We start from the raw sequence: 18,626 nt of genomic DNA on the forward strand, positions 1-18,626 counted from the left end.
GACCGTGTACCCGTTCTCCTCGTTGGCGTAGGTGATCCGCTCCAGGACACCTTCGAGGACGGCCATGTTGGACATGACCCGACGCTACCGGGTGGTGACATCCCGCGGACCCGGTCGTCGGCCGGATGTCCTTCCGGCGGAACCACCGGCGGACGCACCGGCGTCGGTAGGAGCAGCCGAGTGCACCACGCCGACGCGGACGCAGTGGGGGGGCGGACGGGATGAACACGGGGGACGGAGATGCCGGCGGCGCCAGGCCGGCGCGTACGGCGGACGCGCTGCCGAAGGCTCCGCTGAAATGGCCGAACGGCGGAGACTGGGCGGTGATCGTCGGCTTTCCCCTCGTTTTCAATTATCTTCTCTGGATGTTCGGCCGCGACGTCATGTCCGCGGTGATCACCGGGAAGTCCGCGACGCTCACCTACGTGGGGCGGTGCATTGAGGGCGGCGGCCACACGACGCCGGAGCCCGACTGCTCCGGCCGGTGGCAGTTCGCCGACGGCAGCACCGGCTCCGGAGAGATCCACGCCTCGTCGGTCGGCTACGGCGACACCGTCCTCGCCTCCGCGGACCAGGCTTACTCCTCGCTCGGCTCCGCGTGGAGCATGGCGTGGCCCTTCTACACAATCATGATCACGACGGTGGTGATGAACACGGTCACGTGGGTGAACCACTACCGGCAGGACCGCCGGGAACGGACACGGCAGCTGCGGAACCCGCCCGCTGACAAGCCCGAGACCGAGACCGGGCGAACCGACAGTCCCGGTTCCCCGGAGAAGCGTGACGAGGAAGCCGCCGCGGGCCGGAACGAGACCGGACAGCCCCCGCCCCCGTCTCCTCCTACATAAGCTCATAGGCCGATCACCGGTACGGGGTGACCGCACGAATCACCTGGGACGGTCGAGCAGCTCCACGCCCGACCGCCGGCCGCAGGAGGATGCGAGGGGTGCGGAACGGCTCGGAACCGAGCATCCGACTCCCGTACCACCGATGGCGCTATGTCCCGGCCACCTCGCGGTAGGCGAGGCCGCTCGCGTTCGGGGTCGCCCCGTAGTAGAGGCCGGTGCGGTGGATCTGGGTGGAGACGGTGAACCAGGCATACCGCTCCAGGTACGGCCGGTAGCTGTTGCTCCGTCCAGGGCTGGGCGTCGCCGCGGGGGTGGTGTCCTGAGTGGTGGTCATGATGCTCCCTGGCGGTGCGGGGTGTTCGGTCTGGTACCGGGCACCGGGGGGCGACACCAGGCCGGTTTCGGCTCCGGCCGTACTCCGGGAGACCGGAGCCTGACCCTGTGCGCTCCACACCTGCGCGGGCATGTGGAGAGCGTACCGCCGGAATCCTGGCGCACTTCTGACGGCATGTCAGGGTCTATGCGTCGTACTGGCGTGCGGGCGAGATCCTGAGCGAGCGGCTCTACCGTCCGTGTCTTTGGCGTGGCGTGGGGGCAGTGCGCTGCTGGTCAGGTGGTGCCGTCGGGGTTGAGAAGGTGATCCGGTGCGGGGTATCCAGGCGGGACGAAGCAGGCGGTCACGGTCTTGCCGTCTCGTTGCGGATGGTGTTCCCAGCCGTCGGACAGTGCCTCGACGATCGTGAGGCCCCGGCCGCCGGTCGCGTGAAGGCCCCGGTCGGCCGGGGCCGGCGGGTTCGGGCTGGCGTCGTGAACGCTGACGTGGAGGCAGGTACTGTCCCAGGTCAGGACGAGCTGGGCATCGCTATGAGCGTGCTTGTGCGCGTTCGTAATGAGCTCGGTCACGGTCAGAAGCACCGAGTCCACCAAGCCGGGTGCGTTCTGCGCCCATTCCAGCGAGTCGATATGCTCCCGCGCCCAGCGGCGCCCGGCCCGCGCCCCTTGGGACATGGGGAAGGATTGCGCCCAGCCCACCGCTCTCATCTCCGAATCAGCCACGCCGGTGCCTCTCATTCGTTCATCAAGGGAGCCAGGGTCGTTCGTCGTCTTCCGCCACCTCTCCTACCCGCCCACAGGGAGATGACGTCCGACCCGCTCCAAGCCGCGTTCAGGCGCGGTGCCCCGGACCCGGTCGCCATGGGAACGCCGGCGGGCTCAACCAAGCCCCACGAGGTTGAGCATGTCGGCGGGGCTGTTGACGAGGAGCCGGGAGACGTGCATCTGGGACAGGCCGAGATGTTCGCCGATCTGGGCCTGGGTCATTTCCTGCCCGAAGCGCATGGCCACGATCTCGCGGTCCCGGTCGTCGAGGTCTTCCAGGAGCGGGGCCAGGGCGTGGAGGTCCTCGACGAGTTCCATGGCGGGGTCGAGGTCGCCCTTGATGTCTCCGTAGGTGATGGTCTCGGCGCTGTTCTGCTCGGTGCCGATGGGCAGGTCGAGGGAGCCGGCGGTGTAGCCGTTGGAGGCGATGAGGCCCTCGATGACCTCTTCCTCGCTGAGGTCCAGGTGCTGGGCGAGTTCGGCGACCGTGGGGTCACGGTCGAGGCGGCCGGCGAGTTCTTCTTTCGCCCTGGCCAGAGTGACCCGGAGTTCCTGCAGGCGGCGGGGTACGTGGACGGCTCAGGTGGAGTCGCGGAAGAAACGTTTGATCTCACCGACGATGTAGGGGATCGCGAAGGAGGTGAACTCGACTTCGCGGCTGAGTTCGAAGCGGTCGATCGCCTTGATCAGACCGATCGTGCCGACCTGGACTATGTCCTCCATCTCGCCACTGCCGCGGTTGCGGAACCGCTTCGCCGCGAAATGCACCAACGAGAGGTTCATCTCGATCAAGGTGTTCCGCGCGTACTGGTACTCCTGCGTACCCTCCTCCAGGACCTGCAGCTGCTCGAAGAACAGGGCACCCAGGGCCCGGGCGTCCTTCGGAGCCACCTTCCGGGGATCGTCGATCTGCGGGAGGCCCGTCGGAACGGCGGCACCGGCGGCAGTAGCGGTGGCGACCGTGGTTTCCGTGGGTATCGACATGACACTGTCCTCTCCGTAGATGCCGTCGGTCCCGTGCACGGGCGCGCCTACCCTGCCGACGGCTCACCACACGGGCGGGAGCGACCACTTTGGGCCCCGGGCGCGTTGGTCCCACGTGCCGCTGCCGGATCTTCCGAGCTTTCGCGCCGCAACCCGTGAAGGCCAGCCCCTGAGGAGTTGGTCAGCGTTTGCGGTGGGCGAGGGTGAACAGGCCGCCGTCGGGGTCCTGGAGGGTTCGGGAGAAGCCCTTGGCCGTCCAGGTGGTGGAGGAGGGCTTGGGCCGGCCGCCTCCCGCGCTCATGGCCGCGAACACGGCCCGCTCGACGTCGTCGACGGCGAAGTTCACCAGCCAACGGGGCCGCAGGTGAGCCAGTGGGGAGGTGTGCACCCCTCCGCCCCGCAGGGAGAGCACCACCCGGCCGCTCAGTTCCACCAATACATGGTCATCCCGGTAGATGACGCCGATGGCCGCCTCGTCGGCCCAGCCGAAGACTTCCCCGTAGAACACCGCGGCGTCGAACACGTCGCGCGTCTGCAGATCGAGCCGGGCAGGTGTCCGGCCCTCCCCGGGAGACCAGGCCAGGGTGTGGCCCTCCCAGAATCCGAACGTCGCGCCGTCCCGGTCCGCCGCCAGCCCGGCACGCCCGTCCCCCAGAGCCATCGGTCCCACCGCAACCGTGCCACCGCGCTCCCGGATCCGCGCCGCCGTCACGTCAGCGTCCCTGACGGCGAAGTACGGCGTCCACACCGACGCCGGAGCGAGCCCCGGCCGCCGGGTCCCCATGCCGGCCACCGGATCGCCGTCGGCCGTCGCGACGAGGAACTCCTCGTCCAGTGAGCTCGGCCGGAAACGCCAGCCGAGAACCTCGCCGTAGAAAGCCCGGGCCACACCCAGATCAGCAACCATCAAGTTGACCCAGCACGGAGCACCCTGCGCCGCCAGACTCCGCCGCTCACCCGACCCAGACATCAGCCCTCTTCTCCCATGCCCTTCGGTCTTCATCCCGCCCGGCGACCGGCAGCCGGAGCACCGTCCGGCACTCTCCACGGGACCGCCCGCCGGACCAAACGCCGCGGTCATCATGCACCACGTACCCCACCGCAGAGGTTCGACCCGAGGGACTGATCCGAGCGCCGGTGCGGGCGTGGCCGATGGCGAGGCCGCAGTTGGATCGTCAAGGGCCCCGCAGAGAAGCGGGCCTGACCCGTTCTGCAGACGATGCGCACTATGAGGGCGGTGGCGTTGCCGGCGTGCGGGTCGGGCCGTCGCGGGCCCGCCGGACGAGGTGTGCTTCAGGAAGCGCGTGCTTGTCCTTGCGGCGCGCGGCCCGTGCCCTGGTCGACCTGGAGCTGGACGTACATCTCGAAGGGTTCACCGTTCGGGGTGTCCTGTGCCCATACCTTCAGGGTGGTGATGCGGGTCCATGAGCTGCCGGACGCCTCTGGCACGATGAGTGCGTCGCCGATCACTACCGTGGTGTGGGCAGGAGACCGAGGGTGTGGTGACGAAGAGCGTGGGGCCATCGCTGGTGGATGCGCCGGGCACGCGGATACGGACGTTGCCGTCTGGCGACGCCCAGGACCCGGGCGATCGGCTCCACCGTCGTTCAGCGCGGGAGGCGTCTGCCGTTGAGGGTCTCGGAGATCGTGCTGACGACCACGCTCGCGGTCGGATCGGTCAACCGGATCCGGCGCACGATCTCGGTGTGACCGGGCTTCTTCGCTTCCCGGTGCAGGTGACGCAGCCAAGCGGCGAACTCCTCGACCGGGTCCACCACCACCTCCTGCTCTCGTCGCTGTTCGGCGTCGTTCGCCGTCTCGGCCCGCCCCACCGAGAACTTCAGGGCTGCCTCAATGAGTGAACTGTTTCCAACCTGACGGCGGTGTCCGTCACTTGGGCGGCTCTGCAGCGCGATGAAGCTCCTGGTAGGAGGTGTCACGACCAAGATCCACCGTGCCCCACCAGGACTTCGCGTGCTTGCCTACCTCCCGTCGATCGATCTGTCCGGTCGCACCCCGCGCTACCTGACCACACGGCTCCGTGCCCGGCAGCGAGAGATCGGGACCCGGTGGCGGCGGCTGCCTGTCGGCCGTCAGGCCCTCCTCGCCCTCGCCCATCTGCGGTGCGGGGACACCTACGCGCGACTCGCCACCGGGTTCGACATCGGCGTCGCGACCGTGTACCGATACATACGCGAGGTCATCGACGTCCTGGCCGCGCTCGCCCCGACCCTGACGGCACCCGCATGACGTTCACCTTGGCGCCGAACCGCCGCAGAGTCCCACCTGTCCCCCAGGCGCTGTACGGTCCGCGCCCGTGTCAGGCCGGATCGGCGGGCAGGTCGGCGAGTATCCCCCGCAGCAGTCCTGTGGCCTGTCCGACCTCGATGAGGTATCCATCCGGGTCACGCATGTAGCAGCGGATCTCCGCCTTTCTGTCGATCGGCGGTGTCAGGAACTCAGCCCCCCCGGGCGCTCCACTCGGTGTAGCAGTGCTCTATGTCGGCCACCCGGATGTTGAGAAAGCTCGTGGCGCTGGAGAAGTCGACGGGCGGGTGCAGGGTGACGTCCGGCTTGTCCGGGGTCGGCCCGCCGCCGGGGTTCATGATGAGCCAGCTGTTCGCGATCTTGACGATGCACGGGTTCTCGTCAAGGACCACCTCGCCGCCGAGCACATCGCAGTAGAAGGCGCGCGACCGGGCGACATCGGCCACGGTGAGGAAGTGGGTGAGCAGTAGCCCTGCTTCCGGGGCCGGAAGGTCCTCGCGGCGCATCGTTCAGTCCTTCCCCGCGGCGGTGCCGGATTCCATGGCGAGGTACCAGCCCCACGCCGTGCGATGGTCGATGGCGTTTCGCCGGAAGCCCTCGACGGTGCTGCTCCGGTTCCAGTCGCGCTGCAACTCGCAAGCCACCGAGTTCCAGCTGGTGAGCCGGGCACCGGCCTGGTGAACACGGGCCAGCGCGGCCTCGTGGGCCACCTTCGTGGTACCGCCGAGGGCATCGACGACGGGATAGACCTCATAGCCTTCGGCCAGCGCGTCCAGGGTGGGAAACAGCAGACACGCCTCGGTCCACAGCGCCCCGATGATCAGTTTGTTCCGGTCGGCACCTCGTACGGCAGCCAGGAAGTCCTCGTCCTCCCAGGCGTTGATGGAGGTGCGATCGACCGGTGGAACATCGGGCAGCACGGCACGCAGTTGGGGAATGGTGTCGGCGTTGACTCCTGTGGAGACGTTGACCGTGGAAAGGACGACCGGGAGATCGAAGGTGATGGCGGTTTTCGCCAGTGCGACCACGTTGGCGACCAGGTCACCGGTGTTCATCGAACGGACCGTGGAGATCTGGGGTGGCTGGTAGTCGATGAGTACCAGCGTGGCGTTGCCCGGTGCCAGCAGGTGATCGGCCAGTGCCTCGCGTTGCGGAGTGCTGCGCATGGCGTGTCGCCTCCCTGATGCTGCGGCGCCCAATAGGTCCCTGTCTCCATGATGAACCGCATTCGCCGTCTCCGAAAGGTGATCAAGGGGGTTCCGGGTTGGAGGCTTCCTGGTGACGGGGGCCTCCGGACAGTCGGCGCCCATACCGGGACCCGCGGGACCGGAGCCGGATGCGGAATAGTCGGACCCTCACCCAAGTTATTCGTTGCGCAACGAACTACTAGGTAAGTGAGGCGATCTTGTCATGGGTTTCGAACTGGGTATCTACCACTTCGGCGAGCTGACTCCCGATCCGTCGACCGGAGCACTCCCCGCACCGGGCATGCGGCTGCGGGAGCTGGTGGAGCAGGCGCGGGCGGCGGACGAGGCGGGCCTGGACGTCTTCGCGGTCGGCGAGCACCACCGTACGGACTTCGTCGTCTCCTCGCCCGCCGTGGTACTGGCGGCGATGGCGGAGAACACGAGCCGCATCAAGCTGTCCAGCGCGGTGACGGTGCTCAGCTCCGACGACCCGGTCCGGGTGTTCCAGCAGTTCGCCACGCTCGACCTGCTGTCCGGGGGCCGTGCGGAGATCATCGCGGGCCGTGGCTCGTACACCGAGTCCTTCCCGGTCTTCGGCTACGACCTGAACGACTACTCGCAGCTCTTCGCCGAGAAGCTGGACCTGCTGCTCAGGCTCCGCGAGGAGAACCCGGTGAGCTGGCAGGGCACCCTGCGCCCGGCCCTGGTGAACGGCGACATCACGCCGCGGCCTGACCGGGAGCTGCCGGTCTGGGTCGCGGTCGGGGGCACTCCCGCTTCGGTCGTCCGGGCCGGGCGGCTCGGGCTGCCGCTCTCGCTGGCGATCATCGGCGGGAGCTACCGCCAGTTCGCCCCGTTCGTCGACCTGTACCGCCAGGCCGCGGCCGAGGCCGGGCACGCCCCGGACGGACTGAAGGTCTCCATCAACTCCCCGGGCTTCCTCGCCCCCACCCACCAGGAGGCGATCGACGTCTCGCACCCCTCCTTCCAGGCGGGCTGGATGGCCAACCACCACCAGCGCGGCCAGGGCGTCCCCATGCCGAAGGCCGCGTACGAGGCACAGGCCACGCCGGCCGGCGCCTTCTTCCTGGGCAGCCCCCAGGAGGTCATCGACAAGATCATGGCTCAGTACGAACTCTTCCGGCACGACCGCATGATGATCCAGCTCGGGTTCGGCAACGTGCCCCAGAAGGAAGCGCTCAGGGCGATCGAGCTGCTCGGCTCCGAGGTAGCCCCCGTCGTCCGCAAGGAGATCGCCGCTCTCGGCGGCACGGGGGTGACGGCATGAACGCCCCGCTGAAGGTCGTCGCCGTGGTCGGCAGCCTACGCTCGCCGTCGAAGACCACGGCCCTGGCCGAGCTGATCCTCGCGACGCTCCGAGCCCGTACCGAAACCGAGGCGCGACTGATCGAACTGCACACGGTGAGCGCCGACTTCGTGGGCGCGACGGAGCGCGACCAGGTCGGGCCGAAGGCCGAGGAGGCGCTGCGGGCCGTGGAGGAGGCCGATGTCGTCATCGCGGCGACCCCGGTCTTCCGGGGCTCGTACACCGGCCTGTTCAAGCACTTCTTCGACCTGGTCGACCAGTACGGAGTCGCCGCCAAGCCCGTGCTCCTGGCCGCCACCGGGGGCAGCGACCGGCACGCCCTGGTGATCGAGCACGCCCTGCGCCCGCTGTTCGGTTTCCTCCAGGCGTGGACCGCGCCGGCGGGGATCTACCTCTCGTCCGGCGACTTCGACGGCACCACCATTCTCAACCCGGAGGTGTACGAGCGGATCGACATGGCCGTGAACGACGTCGTTCCGGTCGCCAGGGCCCTCACCGCGGTGAGGACGACCGCCCCCGCCTGACCGGGCCCGCCCCGTCCAACGGACCCGCCCCACTCGGGTACCGCCCGGCGCGACCTCGCCGCTCCGACCCTCATCGACAAGGAACACCGCATGCGCGACACCCTCCCCACGGCCCCCCGGCGGCGCGACGACCCGCGGGCCGGGCCCGCGGCCCCCGGCCCTCCCGTGCCGCGCCGGCCCGGGTGGGTACGGCCGGTCCTCCTCCCGGTCGGGGTGGCCGTCGCGATAGGTGCGATCTTCATCGGCGTCTACCTGTCGGCGTTCCACGCCCCCGCCGCTCGTGATCTGCCGGTCGCGGTGGTGGGGACGTCCGCCGAAGCCGCGACGGCCGCCGGGCGGCTGCCGGACCATCTGCCGGACACCTTCGACGTGCGGGCCGTGCCGGACCGGGGTGCCGCTCGGGCTGCCGTCGAGCACGGCGACGTCTTCGCCGCGTACGTCCCCGACGGCGGGAAGGCCGAGCTGCTCCTCGCGGGGGCGCACGGACCGTCGGTCAACGCGTTGCTGACCGACGTGTTCGGTACGGTCGCCGAGGCCGACGGGGAGCAACTGGCGCTCGTGGACGCCGTTCCGGCGTCCGACGAGGACACGAGGGGACTCGTCGTCTTCTACACGACCTTCGGCCTGGTCCTCGCGGGCTACCTGTTCGGGATCATGACCTTCCAGCTCGACGGCACGGGGCCGCCTGGGGTCCCTCGTGGCGTTCGGCGCCATGGGCGGCCTGACGGTAGCCTCGCTCGTCTCCGCTTTCGGCGCGCTGCCGGCGCCGTTCCTCGGGATCGCGGGGCTGGTCATGCTCGTGGCGACGGCCGTGGGCGCGTCCACCATGCTGCTGGTGCGGTCGCTGGGGGTGCTGGGCTCCAGCGTCGCCGCGGTGCTGTTCATGACGCTCGGCAACGCGACCAGCGGCGGCAGCCTGCCCGCCGAGTTCCTGCCGGGCCGGTTGGAGCCCCTGTCGGCCGTCCTCCCGGTCGGCGTGGGCGTACGCGCCGTCAACGGCCTCGCCTACTTCCACGGCGACGGCGTGATCAGCGGGGTCGCCGTCCTCACGGCCTGGACGGCCGTCGCGGCCGGCGGACTGCTCCTCCTGGAACGCGCACGCCGGAACCACACCCCGGGATAGGGCGGCCCGGAGCTCGAGAACGACGGAAAGGGCCCCGGCCGGGGCCCTTTCCGCGTGCTGCGCAGTTCTCAGCAGGCGGCGGCGTTGTCGTCGAGGCCCACCGTGGCCCAGATTTCGGCCAGCGTGGTGAGCTGCTCGTCGGTCAGCTTGTCCAGGAACTCCTTGCGGAGGTTGGACAGGTGCACCTTCCTGGCCCGGCGGTACGCCTTGCGGCCGGCCTCGGTCAGGACGGCGTCGAAGCCCCGGGCGTCGGTGGGGCACTTCTCCCGCACCACCAGGCCCTGGCGTTCCAGGTCGTCCACGATGCGGGTCAGGCCGCTGCGGCTGATCAGCAGGGAGGCCGCGATGTCCTTCATCCGCACCCGCCCTTCGGGCGCTTCGGCGACGGTGAGCAGGACCTCGAAGGAGGAGAGCGGAATCCGCTCGGCCGCCGTCAGCTCCGTGTCCAGCGTGCGCAGCAGCTTCATGTGGGTGGAGAGCAGTCCGAGCCAGACGGCCCGCTCGGTGCGGTTCAGCGGCCGGGACGGCGAGCCGAGTCGCTCCGGGGCCCCGCTCCCGTCCTCAAGCACGGTGTTCTCGGCGCCCTGACTCATGAATACCCCTCCAATGGTTTGTTTCAGAACGAATTATATCGGAGCGCGACGGTTACCCGGGGCCGGTGTGGCCGGTGGCTGTGGGAACGGTGGATGTGAGTACGGGAGCGGGCCCGGAGCGGACCGTGGTCCGCTCCGGGCCCGTCACGCCGGCCGGAGGGGTCACTCGCCGGACTGCGGGATGATCAGCTTCTCGAAGCCCGAGACCATGCCGTACTCCAGGCGCAGGGCCTCCAGGATGGTGTACGCGTGGTACTTGGTCATGACGTCGGCGCCGGCCAGGCGCTGGGCCCAGGTCTGACCGTTGTCGGTGACCTTCTCCAGGGTCTTCTTCGTGACGTAGTTGGTCATCTCGTTGAAGTAGTTCTCCCAGAGGACCCAGGCGTTGGAGAAACCGATCTTCTCGATGTACTCGAACTCGTGTCCCTGGTCGAGGGCTTCCTTGGCGAACTCGATGATGTCGTTGGTGTAGTCGCGGGATGCCTTGGCGTCCTCGGGGGTGCCGTAGCGGTTGACGTGACCGGAGACGACGCCCTTGAAGTCGTAGGAGAGGATCCAGTCGTGGGCCTCGGCCCAGCCGCGGATGTTCTCGGAGGCGTCGCAGTTCTTGAAGGCGCTCCATCCGGGGCTGATGATGTCGATCGCGGCGAGGGCCTTCTGCTGCGGGGCGTAGATGAAGATGTTGCCCGGGGTGTGGTTGACGCCGTGGTAGTCGAGGTTGAACCGGACGCCGTTGACGTCGAGGGTGTCGCTCTCGGTGATGGTCTCGGTCGGGACGGGCAGCGGGCGGTCGCCGCCGAGGTCGGGCCACCGCTGGATCATCTCGCGGGTGTAGTCGTGGGCGATGACCTTGGGCTTGTCCGCGGCGAAGATGCCGGCCGCGCCGATGTGGTCGGAGTGCCAGTGGCTGTAGACGAGGTGGGTGACGGGCTCGTCGGTGACCTCGGCGATGGCCTTCTTGAGGTTCGTACCGAGGAGCGGCGGGGCGTCCACCACGACGACGCCGTTTCCGGTGCGGACGAACATGGTGTCGTACGCGCCGGAGGTGACGTAGTAGGCGCCGTCGTGGATCTCCTCCACGTGGTAGCCCTTGGCGATCCGGTCGGGGAGGAACAGGGCTCCGTAGCCGTCCGCCGGGATGGGGCGGTAGTCGGCGAGGGTGTTGAGCGGCATCCCGGCGGCGCCGAGCTCGTGGCGGTCGGTGGGGGTGCCGGGCTTCTGGAAGTCGGTCATGGTGGTTTCCTCTTGACTGTTTCGAATGCGGGGAGGGCGACGGGGTGGTGCCGCTACTCCCCGATGCGCAGAACGGGCTTGATCGCGGCCCCGGTCTGCGTGTCGGTGGCGGCTTCATTGATCTCGTCGAAGCCGTAGAAGGTGATGAGCCGGTCGAAGGGGAAGCGCCCGGCCCGGTGGAGGTCGATCAGCTGGGGGATGAACAGCTGGGGGATGGAGTCGCCCTGGGCGATGCCGCGTACGGTGCGCCCGCCGAGCAGGGCGTTCATGTTCACCGGAGCGTGCGCGCCGGCGGGGGCGCCGCCGATGAGCGCGGCCGTCCCGAGCGGGGCGAGCGCGTCGACGGCGAGGGTGAGCATCTCCGGACGGGCGGTGATCTCCAGGACGTAGTCCGCGCCGCCGCCGGTGATCTCGGCGATCCGTGCGGCGGTGTCCTCCTCCTTGCCGTTGACGGTGTGGGTGGCGCCCAGTTCCCGGGCGAGGTGGAGACGTTCGGGGACGATGTCGACCGCGATGACGGGGCTCGCTCCGGCGACCTTGGCGGCCATGACGGCGGCGAGTCCGACGGTGCCTGTGCCGATGACGACGACCGATGAACCGGCTTCGATCTTCAGCGAGTTGAGCACCGCTCCGGCACCTGTCTGCAGGCCGCAGCCCAGCGGGGCGAGGAGCTCCAGCGGGATCTCCTCGTCGTCGATCCTGACCACGTTGCGCTCGGTGGCGAGGGCATGGGTGGCGAAGGAGGACTGGCCGAAGAAGTGGCCGTGGATCTCCTCGTTCTCCGTGTGGAGGGCGTTGGTGCCGTCCAGCCGGGAGCCGCCGAAGTTGGCGGGGAAGGAGTGGGCGCAGTAGGCGGGCTTGCCGGTCAGGCACGGGGTGCAGTGACCGCACGCCTGGTACGACATGACCACCCGGTCACCGGGCGTGACCATGGTGACGGCGTCGCCGACCCGCTCCACGATCCCCGCGCCCTCGTGCCCGAGCACCGCGGGGAGCGGCGTAGGCAGATGCTGGTCGCGGACATGGATATCGGTCTGGCACAGGCCGGAGGCAACCACCCGGACCAGAACCTCGTCGGGACGCAGAGCGGCGTCGAGGTCGAGGTCCTCGAAGGTGAACGGGCCGCCCTTCTCACGCACCACGGCCGCGGTGACGCGGAGGGTGGACGAGGCGGTTTCCTGGTGCGTCTGCGAGGAAGGCGAACCCTGCGCTTCCGCCATGATCTCTTCTCCCAACCGGACGCGCCCCTGAGGAATCAGACCTGACGGTCACGTGGGGCGGCGGTCCTTCGGCCGCCGAAGGGGCGGCATGATGCGGAATGCCGACGGACTTCAGAGCGTCGGCGAACGGGTGAAGGCCGGGTGTCGATACATCGACCGGACCCTCATTTAGTTCGTTCTGCAACGAACAATACTTCGCCGTTTCGTGTCGGTCAAGAAGCTCCGACGGACCCTCGCCGCTTTCGGGGAATACCTGCCCACGACCGCGCGCTGAGGGGTTTACGATTCGTTGCAGAACGAACTATAGGACCTCGGTCATACACAACCGTGACAGCCCTCGAACGTCCACCAGACCTCCCGTCCCGCACCGTCCGCCACCACACGATTCGGACAACGAACCGCCCGTCCAACGTCTCTCCGATGGCCCCGTCCCGCATCCCGAGCGGGGCCGCAACGGCCAGCCGGTCAGGGCGCCGGACCCACGACGAAGCCCGCAAACCTCAGGAGATGCCCCTCATGAACGCCCTCCCCCACGCCCGACACTTCATCGACGGCGCCTGGACCGAGTCCGGGACGGTCGGAGAGTCCACCGACCCCGCCACCGGCAAGGTGCTGGGCACCTTCGCCGACGGCGGCGCACCCGAAGCCCGCGCGGCCATCGATGCGGCGCGCCGCGCCTTCGGGACCGGCGACTGGTCTCGCGACCGCGATCTGCGCGCCCGCGCTCTGTTCGAGATGTCGGACCGGATGACGGAGCGCCGCGACGAGCTCGTCGCCCTGCTCTCCCGCGAGAACGGCAAGATCCCGGCCGAGGCCGCCCTGGAGGTCGACCTCACGATCTCCAAGATCCGCTACTACGGGGCGCTCGCCCTGACCGAGTCCGGCCGCGCTTCCGAGGTCAAGCCGGGGCTGTACTCGATGACCCTGCGCCAGCCCGCCGGCGTCGCCGGAGTCATCGCGCCCTGGAACTCCCCGGTCATCCTCTCGGTGCGCTCCTTCGCCCCCGCACTCGCGGCCGGCGCGACGGTGGTACTCAAACTGCCGGGCCAGACCGCACTGACCAACAGCCTGCTCTTCGAGATCATCTCCACCGTGAAGAGCCTGCCCCAGGGCGTCTTCAACGCCTTTACCGAGTCGGGCAGCCAGGGCGCGCGGCTGATCGTCGCCGACCCGGACGTGGACGTCATCAGCTACACCGGCAGCACCCACGTCGGCCGCTCCATCATGGCCGACGCCTCGGCCTCACTGAAGGGCATGTCCCTGGAGCTCGGCGGCAAGACCCCGATGATCGTCTTCGACGACGCCGACCTGGACGCCGCCGTCCCCGTACTCACCAAGGCGATCACCACCTTCACCGGACAGTTCTGCATGACCGGCAGCCGCATCCTGGTCCAGCGCGGCATCGCCGACGAACTGCGCACCCGCCTCTCGGCAGCCCTGAAAGCGGTCCGGGTAGGACCCGGTACCGACCCGGCGAGCGAGATGGGCCCGCTGATCGACCGCGCCAACGCGGACCGGGTGGAGAAGGAGATCTCCGACGCCGCCGAGTACGCCGGCATCCTGGTGCGCGGAGGCCGGATCACCGAGGGCCCGCTCGCGGCCGGAGCCTTCGTCCGCCCCGCGCTGATCGAGGTGGAGGGAGCCGACGGTCTCGACCGCCCGATCGTGCAGCAGGAGGTCTTCGGCCCCGTCGCCACCTTCGAGGTCTTCGACACCGAGGCTGACGCGATCACCCGCGCCAACGCCACCGAATTCGGTCTCGCGGCATCCGTCTGGAGCCGTGACGTCGACCGCCCGCTCCGCGTCGGCCGCGAACTGGACGCCGGCACTGTCTGGGCCAACACCTGGGCCGTCATCGTCGACCAGATGGAAGAAGGCGGATTCAAGCAGAGCGGCGTCGGCCGCCTGAACGGCGAACGCGCCCTGGAGGAGTTCCAGGAGATCAAGCACATCGTCCACCCCGCCCCCCGCACCTCCTGAGCGCTCTCGAAACGCCGGGCGGCCAGCATCGATACTGCCGCCCGGACGCCGCTCCCGGCGCCCCGCCGAGCTCGAACAAGGAGCACCCCATGGCCACCCCGACCGCCCGGTCCGACCCCACCGCCGAACACGCGATGCGCGCCTTCCTCACCGCGGCCCGCCTCCTGTCCGAGCAGCTCGGACAGGAACTGCGCCGCGAGAGCGGCATGCTGCAGATCCACTACGAAGTCCTGGCCCACCTCGCCGACAGCCCCGGCAACCGACTACGCATGAACGAACTCGCCCACCGCACCGGCGTCTCCGCCAGCAGGCTCTCCCACCTGGTCGACCGGCTCGACCAACGTGGCTGGGTCAGCCGCCTTCCCGACCCCGCCGACCGCCGGGTCCACCTCGCCCGGCTCAACGGCACCGGGCGGCGAGCCCTGGCCGAAGCCGCCCCGTGGCACGCCGCGTGTGCCCGGTCCCGGCTCCTCGACCACCTCACCGACGAACAGCTCCGCCACCTGAAGGAGATCAGCGAACTCCTGCTGGACCGGCTCGCCGACCGGCCCCCGCGAACCGATCCCGGCCCAGCGGAGTGAGGCCGGCACCATGCACCGGCCGTCGGGAAGGTGAAGGCCCGCGACGATCCTGGCCCGCCCCTCCACTCCAGCACCCGAATCGCGCCGCGAGTCGCCTCGCCTCACACCACGCCCGGCCGCCACCACCCCAGAAGGAGAACGACATGACCATCCCCACCGGTTCCTTCGGCATCAACATCGACCCCTCCGCCACCGGTTCCGCGGCGGCGCTGCGCCTCGCCCGGCTGGCGGACGAGTCGGGACTCGACTTCGCCGGCGTGCAGGACCACCTCTACCACCCCGAATTCCTGGACGCCTGGACGCTGATCAGCACCCTCACCGCGTCGACCGGCCGCCTGACCCTGCTGCCGAACGTCGCCAACACCGTGCTCCGGCTTCCGGCGGCCCTGATCAAGGCCGCCAACACCCTCAGCCACCTCAGCGGCGGCCGGGTCGCCCTCGGCGTCGGCGCGGGAGCCTCCGCCCCGGCCATCGCGGCATACGGAGGCCCTCAGCACACACCCGGACAGGCCGTCGGAGCCTTCGAGGAGGCGCTCCACGTCATGCGGGCCATGAGCGACCCGGCAAGGAACGAGGTGCACTTCACCGGCGAGCACCACCACCTCCGCGGCGCCCGCCCCGGTCCGTTCCCCGCGCAGCCCGTCCCCCTCATGGTCGGCGCGTACGGGCCGAGGATGCTGAGGATCACCGGCCGGCTCGGCGACGGCTGGCTGCCCAGCAACGGCTACGCACCCCCGGAACGCATTCCCGGCATGCAGCGGGTGATCGACGACGCCGCCACGGCCGCCGGCCGCGATCCCCGGACGATCCAGCGGATCTACAACGTCATGGGCACCATCACCGGTGAGAGCACACCCGCCTCCGACAGCAACGGAATCGTCGGCCCACCGGGCTTCTGGTCGGACACCCTGCTGCGCTACCGCGAGGAACTGGGCTTCGACTCCTTCCTCTTCTGGCCCGTCAACGCCGACAGCGAGACCCAGGGCGCACTCTTCGCCGAGCAGGTCGTCCCTCACCTCCGCACCACCACGCAGTAAGGACCGCAGTCACCATGAGCCCCACGCCCTCCTTGGAGCCGGACCCCCAAACCCCTTCACCGGGGACCTGGCACATCGACCCGCTCCACTCCAGCATCGCCTTCGTCGCCCGCCACCTCGGCTTCGTCCGCGTCCACGGCCGCTTCACCGACGCCGAAGGCACCCTCACCATCACCGCCCCTCTCGAAGAGACGACCGCCCGGGTCAGGGTCGCCACCGCCACCCTCGACACCGGCGTCCCCACCCGCGACCACCACCTGCGCTCGCCGGAGTTCCTCGACACCGACCGACATCCCCTGATGGAGTTCCACGGTCATCGGGTCCACCGCGTGCATGATGGCTGGGCCATGGACGGCGATCTCACGGTGGCGGGCGTCACCCGCCCGTTGACCCTCACCGGCCACTTCCTGGGAGAGGACGTCTACCCCTTCACCGGAGGCCGCCGGCTCGGGTTCACCGCCCGCGCCTCCGTCGACCGGCGGGACTTCGGCGTCTCCGGACTTCCACCGCTCCCCGGAGCCCGGATCTTCGTCGGCGCACGTGTCGACATCGAACTCGACATCAGCATGGTCGACCACGACATCCAGCCCTTCAACCAGCAACTCCTCGGACGCCCCCAAGCGACCTGACCCGATCACCCCCTCTCGCCCACAGCACAGAAGCAGGTAGGAAAGATGACCAAGATCGCCATCATCATCGGAAGCGTCAGGCCCGGCCGCAACGGAGAGGCCGTAGCCCGATGGGTGCTCGACCAGGCCCGCGGTCGCGACGACGCCGAGTACGACCTCATCGACCTCAAGGACATGGCACTGCCGCTCCTGGACGAGCCCGCGCCGCCGTCGTTCGGCCAATACTCCAACGACCACACCAAGTCATGGGCCTCCACCGTGGCCGCCTACGACGGCTTCGTCCTCGTGACCCCCGAATACAACCACTCCACCTCCGGCGCACTGAAGAACGCAATCGACTTCCTCTACACGGAGTGGAACAACAAGGCCGCCGCGTTCGTCGGTTACGGAAGCGTGGGGGGCGCCAGAGCCATCGAGCATCTGCGCGGCATCATGGCCGAAGTCCAGGTGGCCACCGTGCGCAACACGGTCATGTTCTCGCTCTTCACCGACTTCACGGACTTCAGCACGTTCACCCCCGCCGAACACCACAAGGGCGAAGTCGATGCCATGCTCGACCAGGTCGTCGCCTGGAGCAACGCTCTCCAACCCCTGCGCACCTCCGCCGACGCGTAGCTCCTCGGACACGGGGCCTTCGCCGACTCCAGCCGTACGCCGTCGGCACCCGAAGGGCACTTCGGGTGCCGGAGCCGTCAGTGAACAATGTCCTGCAATGCGGCGGCCACCTGGCGACGACGTGACCGGGGCGGATCGCGTCGCACACCTCCTGCACGGTGGGCTCGCCCGGGACAGCAAGGAGCAGGTCTGCTCGACCAGGTCGTCGGGGAAGCGACGCACGAGGCGAGGCGGCCCAGGACGGCTACGTGGCGGCGGGCGGCGGAGATGAACAGCGCCAGGGACAGGGCTACCGCCGGCAGCAGTCCGGGCAGGAGATCGAAGAGCAGGACGCCGAGGAGCGCGGTGAGTCGGTACCTGGATCGAACGACTTCGTCAGCGGAGGGCGGGGATGACCGTGGCGCCGTAGGCGTCGATGGTGCCCTCGCGGTTGTCGTGCATGTCGTAGACGGCGAACTGGTCCACGCCGAGGTCGCGCAGGTGCTGGAGCTTCTCGACATGGGCCTCGGCGGGGCCCAGGAGGCAGAAGCGGTCGACGATTTCATCGGGGACGAAGGTGGTATCGGGGTTGTCGGCGCGGCCGTGGTGGCCGTAGTCGTAGCCCTGCCGGTCCTTGATGTACGCCGTCAGCTCCTCGGGAACCATCGAGGAGTGTTCGCCGTACTTGGCGACGAGGTCGGCGACGTGGTTGCCGACCATCCCGCCGAACCAGCGGCACTGGTCCCGGGCGTGGTCGAGGTCGTCGCCGACGTAGGCGGGGGCGGCGACGCAGATGGTGACGGAGTCCGGGTCCCGTCCTGCGTCGGAGGCCGCGTCCCGTACCGCCTTGATCATCCACTCGGTGAGGAAGGGGTCGGCGAGCTGGAGGATGAAGCCGTCGGCCTTCTGCCCGGCCAGAGCCAGGGCCTTGGGCCCGTACGCCGCCATCCACACCGGCAGCCGCCCGTCCTTCACCCAGGGGATCCGGAGCGGCTGTCCGTCGACCGTCGCCTCCCGGCCCTCCGCGAGGTCCCGGATCACGTCGATGGCCTCGCCGAGACGGGCCAGGGTGTTGGGAGCGCGGCCCGCGACCCGCATGGCGGAGTCGCCGCGCCCGATGCCGCAGACGGTGCGGTTGCCGTACATGTCGTTGAGGGTGGCGAAGGTGGAGGCGGTGACTTCCCAGGTGCGGGTGCCGGGGTTGGTGACCATCGGGCCCACGGTCAGCTTCTCCGTGTGCTCCAGGATGCGGCTGTAGATGACGAACGGCTCCTGCCAGAGCACCGCCGAGTCGAAGGTCCAGCCGTAGCGGAAGCCGTTGCGCTCGGCGCGGCGCATCAGGCCGACGACGGCGGAGGCGGGCGGGTCGGTCTGGAGGACGAGTCCGAAGTCCATGGCGG

19 protein-coding genes and 3 pseudogenes are annotated in these 18,626 nt (G+C 69.3%); 10 read left to right on the forward strand and 12 right to left on the reverse strand.

The window, feature by feature from the left end; genetic code table 11:
• Positions 1-365: 365 nt before the first annotated feature.
• Entirely contained in the window at positions 366-848 is a 483-nt protein-coding gene (locus AB0F29_RS40370; protein ID WP_361883672.1) for a hypothetical protein, read from the forward strand.
• Positions 849-996: 148 nt separating this feature from the next.
• On the opposite strand, the gene AB0F29_RS40375 is transcribed toward AB0F29_RS40370, so the two are convergent.
• The 6 genes and pseudogenes from AB0F29_RS40375 to AB0F29_RS40400 all read right to left on the reverse strand — a co-directional run bounded on the left by AB0F29_RS40375 (position 997) and on the right by AB0F29_RS40400 (position 4,762).
• The gene (locus tag AB0F29_RS40375; RefSeq protein WP_361883675.1) at positions 997-1,182 is read right to left on the reverse strand and encodes a hypothetical protein; all 186 of its coding nucleotides are present in this window, start codon (positions 1,180-1,182) and stop codon (positions 997-999) included.
• A gap of 275 nt (positions 1,183-1,457) precedes the next feature.
• Positions 1,458-1,904 (reverse strand): ATP-binding protein, encoded by a 447-nt coding sequence (locus AB0F29_RS40380; protein ID WP_361883678.1) that lies wholly within the window; start codon positions 1,902-1,904, stop codon positions 1,458-1,460.
• A gap of 156 nt (positions 1,905-2,060) precedes the next feature.
• Positions 2,061-2,930 (reverse strand): annotated as a pseudogene (locus tag AB0F29_RS40385) (SigB/SigF/SigG family RNA polymerase sigma factor).
• A 181-nt stretch (positions 2,931-3,111) separates the two neighbouring features.
• Positions 3,112-3,837, reverse strand: coding sequence for a VOC family protein (locus AB0F29_RS40390; RefSeq protein WP_361883681.1), 726 nt, complete (start codon positions 3,835-3,837; stop codon positions 3,112-3,114).
• A 386-nt stretch (positions 3,838-4,223) separates the two neighbouring features.
• Positions 4,224-4,400 carry a hypothetical protein gene (locus AB0F29_RS40395; RefSeq protein WP_361883684.1) on the reverse strand — a complete coding sequence of 59 codons (177 nt, stop codon included), beginning with the start codon at positions 4,398-4,400 and terminating at the stop codon, positions 4,224-4,226.
• A gap of 137 nt (positions 4,401-4,537) precedes the next feature.
• A complete protein-coding gene (locus AB0F29_RS40400) occupies positions 4,538-4,762 on the reverse strand; it encodes a hypothetical protein (protein ID WP_361883687.1) in 225 nt (74 codons plus the stop codon).
• A gap of 142 nt (positions 4,763-4,904) precedes the next feature.
• On the opposite strand from AB0F29_RS40400, the pseudogene AB0F29_RS40405 reads away from it, so the two are divergent.
• Positions 4,905-5,165 (forward strand): annotated as a pseudogene (locus AB0F29_RS40405) (transposase family protein); the annotation flags it as partial.
• An 85-nt stretch (positions 5,166-5,250) separates the two neighbouring features.
• On the opposite strand, the pseudogene AB0F29_RS40410 reads toward AB0F29_RS40405, so the two are convergent.
• Both AB0F29_RS40410 and AB0F29_RS40415 read right to left on the reverse strand, forming a co-directional pair.
• Positions 5,251-5,704, reverse strand: a pseudogene (locus AB0F29_RS40410) (VOC family protein).
• Between the two features lie 3 nt (positions 5,705-5,707).
• Positions 5,708-6,364, reverse strand: a complete 657-nt coding sequence (locus tag AB0F29_RS40415) for a hydrolase (RefSeq protein WP_361883690.1) — start codon at positions 6,362-6,364, stop codon at positions 5,708-5,710.
• Positions 6,365-6,608: 244 nt separating this feature from the next.
• On the opposite strand from AB0F29_RS40415, the gene AB0F29_RS40420 reads away from it, so the two are divergent.
• From AB0F29_RS40420 to AB0F29_RS40430, 3 genes are all read left to right on the forward strand, one after another.
• A complete protein-coding gene (locus AB0F29_RS40420) occupies positions 6,609-7,673 on the forward strand; it encodes an LLM class flavin-dependent oxidoreductase (RefSeq protein ID WP_361883693.1) in 1,065 nt (354 codons plus the stop codon).
• Positions 7,670-8,236, forward strand: coding sequence for an FMN reductase (gene msuE / locus AB0F29_RS40425; RefSeq protein ID WP_361883696.1), 567 nt, complete (start codon positions 7,670-7,672; stop codon positions 8,234-8,236). The genes AB0F29_RS40420 and msuE overlap by 4 nt, the downstream gene beginning before the upstream one ends.
• 697 nt (positions 8,237-8,933) lie before the next feature.
• Positions 8,934-9,359: a hypothetical protein gene (locus AB0F29_RS40430; RefSeq protein WP_361883699.1), complete on the forward strand. Its 426-nt coding sequence runs from the start codon at positions 8,934-8,936 to the stop codon at positions 9,357-9,359.
• Positions 9,360-9,427: 68 nt separating this feature from the next.
• Here the strand turns inward: AB0F29_RS40430 and AB0F29_RS40435 are convergent, their stop codons facing one another.
• The 3 genes from AB0F29_RS40435 to AB0F29_RS40445 all read right to left on the reverse strand — a co-directional run bounded on the left by AB0F29_RS40435 (position 9,428) and on the right by AB0F29_RS40445 (position 12,405).
• Positions 9,428-9,952 carry a MarR family transcriptional regulator gene (locus tag AB0F29_RS40435; protein WP_361883702.1) on the reverse strand — a complete coding sequence of 175 codons (525 nt, stop codon included), beginning with the start codon at positions 9,950-9,952 and terminating at the stop codon, positions 9,428-9,430.
• 162 nt (positions 9,953-10,114) lie between these two features.
• Positions 10,115-11,185 carry an MBL fold metallo-hydrolase gene (locus tag AB0F29_RS40440; protein ID WP_018961458.1) on the reverse strand — a complete coding sequence of 357 codons (1,071 nt, stop codon included), beginning with the start codon at positions 11,183-11,185 and terminating at the stop codon, positions 10,115-10,117.
• Positions 11,186-11,238: 53 nt separating this feature from the next.
• Positions 11,239-12,405, reverse strand: a complete 1,167-nt coding sequence (locus AB0F29_RS40445) for an NAD(P)-dependent alcohol dehydrogenase (RefSeq protein WP_361883706.1) — start codon at positions 12,403-12,405, stop codon at positions 11,239-11,241.
• A 516-nt stretch (positions 12,406-12,921) separates the two neighbouring features.
• Between AB0F29_RS40445 and AB0F29_RS40450 the strand changes: the two genes are divergently transcribed.
• From AB0F29_RS40450 to AB0F29_RS40470, 5 genes are all read left to right on the forward strand, one after another.
• Positions 12,922-14,385, forward strand: coding sequence for an aldehyde dehydrogenase family protein (locus AB0F29_RS40450; protein WP_361883709.1), 1,464 nt, complete (start codon positions 12,922-12,924; stop codon positions 14,383-14,385).
• Positions 14,386-14,474: 89 nt separating this feature from the next.
• On the forward strand, positions 14,475-14,966 hold the full coding sequence (locus tag AB0F29_RS40455) for a MarR family winged helix-turn-helix transcriptional regulator (RefSeq protein ID WP_361883712.1): 492 nt from the start codon (positions 14,475-14,477) through the stop codon (positions 14,964-14,966).
• Between the two features lie 143 nt (positions 14,967-15,109).
• Entirely contained in the window at positions 15,110-16,003 is an 894-nt protein-coding gene (locus tag AB0F29_RS40460; protein ID WP_361883714.1) for an LLM class flavin-dependent oxidoreductase, read from the forward strand.
• Positions 16,004-16,017: 14 nt separating this feature from the next.
• The gene (locus AB0F29_RS40465; RefSeq protein ID WP_361883717.1) at positions 16,018-16,632 is read left to right on the forward strand and encodes a YceI family protein; all 615 of its coding nucleotides are present in this window, start codon (positions 16,018-16,020) and stop codon (positions 16,630-16,632) included.
• A gap of 45 nt (positions 16,633-16,677) precedes the next feature.
• Positions 16,678-17,247 (forward strand): NAD(P)H-dependent oxidoreductase, encoded by a 570-nt coding sequence (locus AB0F29_RS40470; RefSeq protein ID WP_361883720.1) that lies wholly within the window; start codon positions 16,678-16,680, stop codon positions 17,245-17,247.
• Positions 17,248-17,622: 375 nt separating this feature from the next.
• On the opposite strand, the gene AB0F29_RS40475 is transcribed toward AB0F29_RS40470, so the two are convergent.
• Positions 17,623-18,621, reverse strand: a complete 999-nt coding sequence (locus tag AB0F29_RS40475) for a TIGR03842 family LLM class F420-dependent oxidoreductase (protein WP_361883723.1) — start codon at positions 18,619-18,621, stop codon at positions 17,623-17,625.
• Positions 18,622-18,626 lie beyond the last annotated feature (5 nt).

It is taken from the genome of Streptomyces sp. NPDC026589, from assembly GCF_040638385.1.
Taxonomy (GTDB): Bacteria; Actinomycetota; Actinomycetes; order Streptomycetales; family Streptomycetaceae; genus Streptomyces.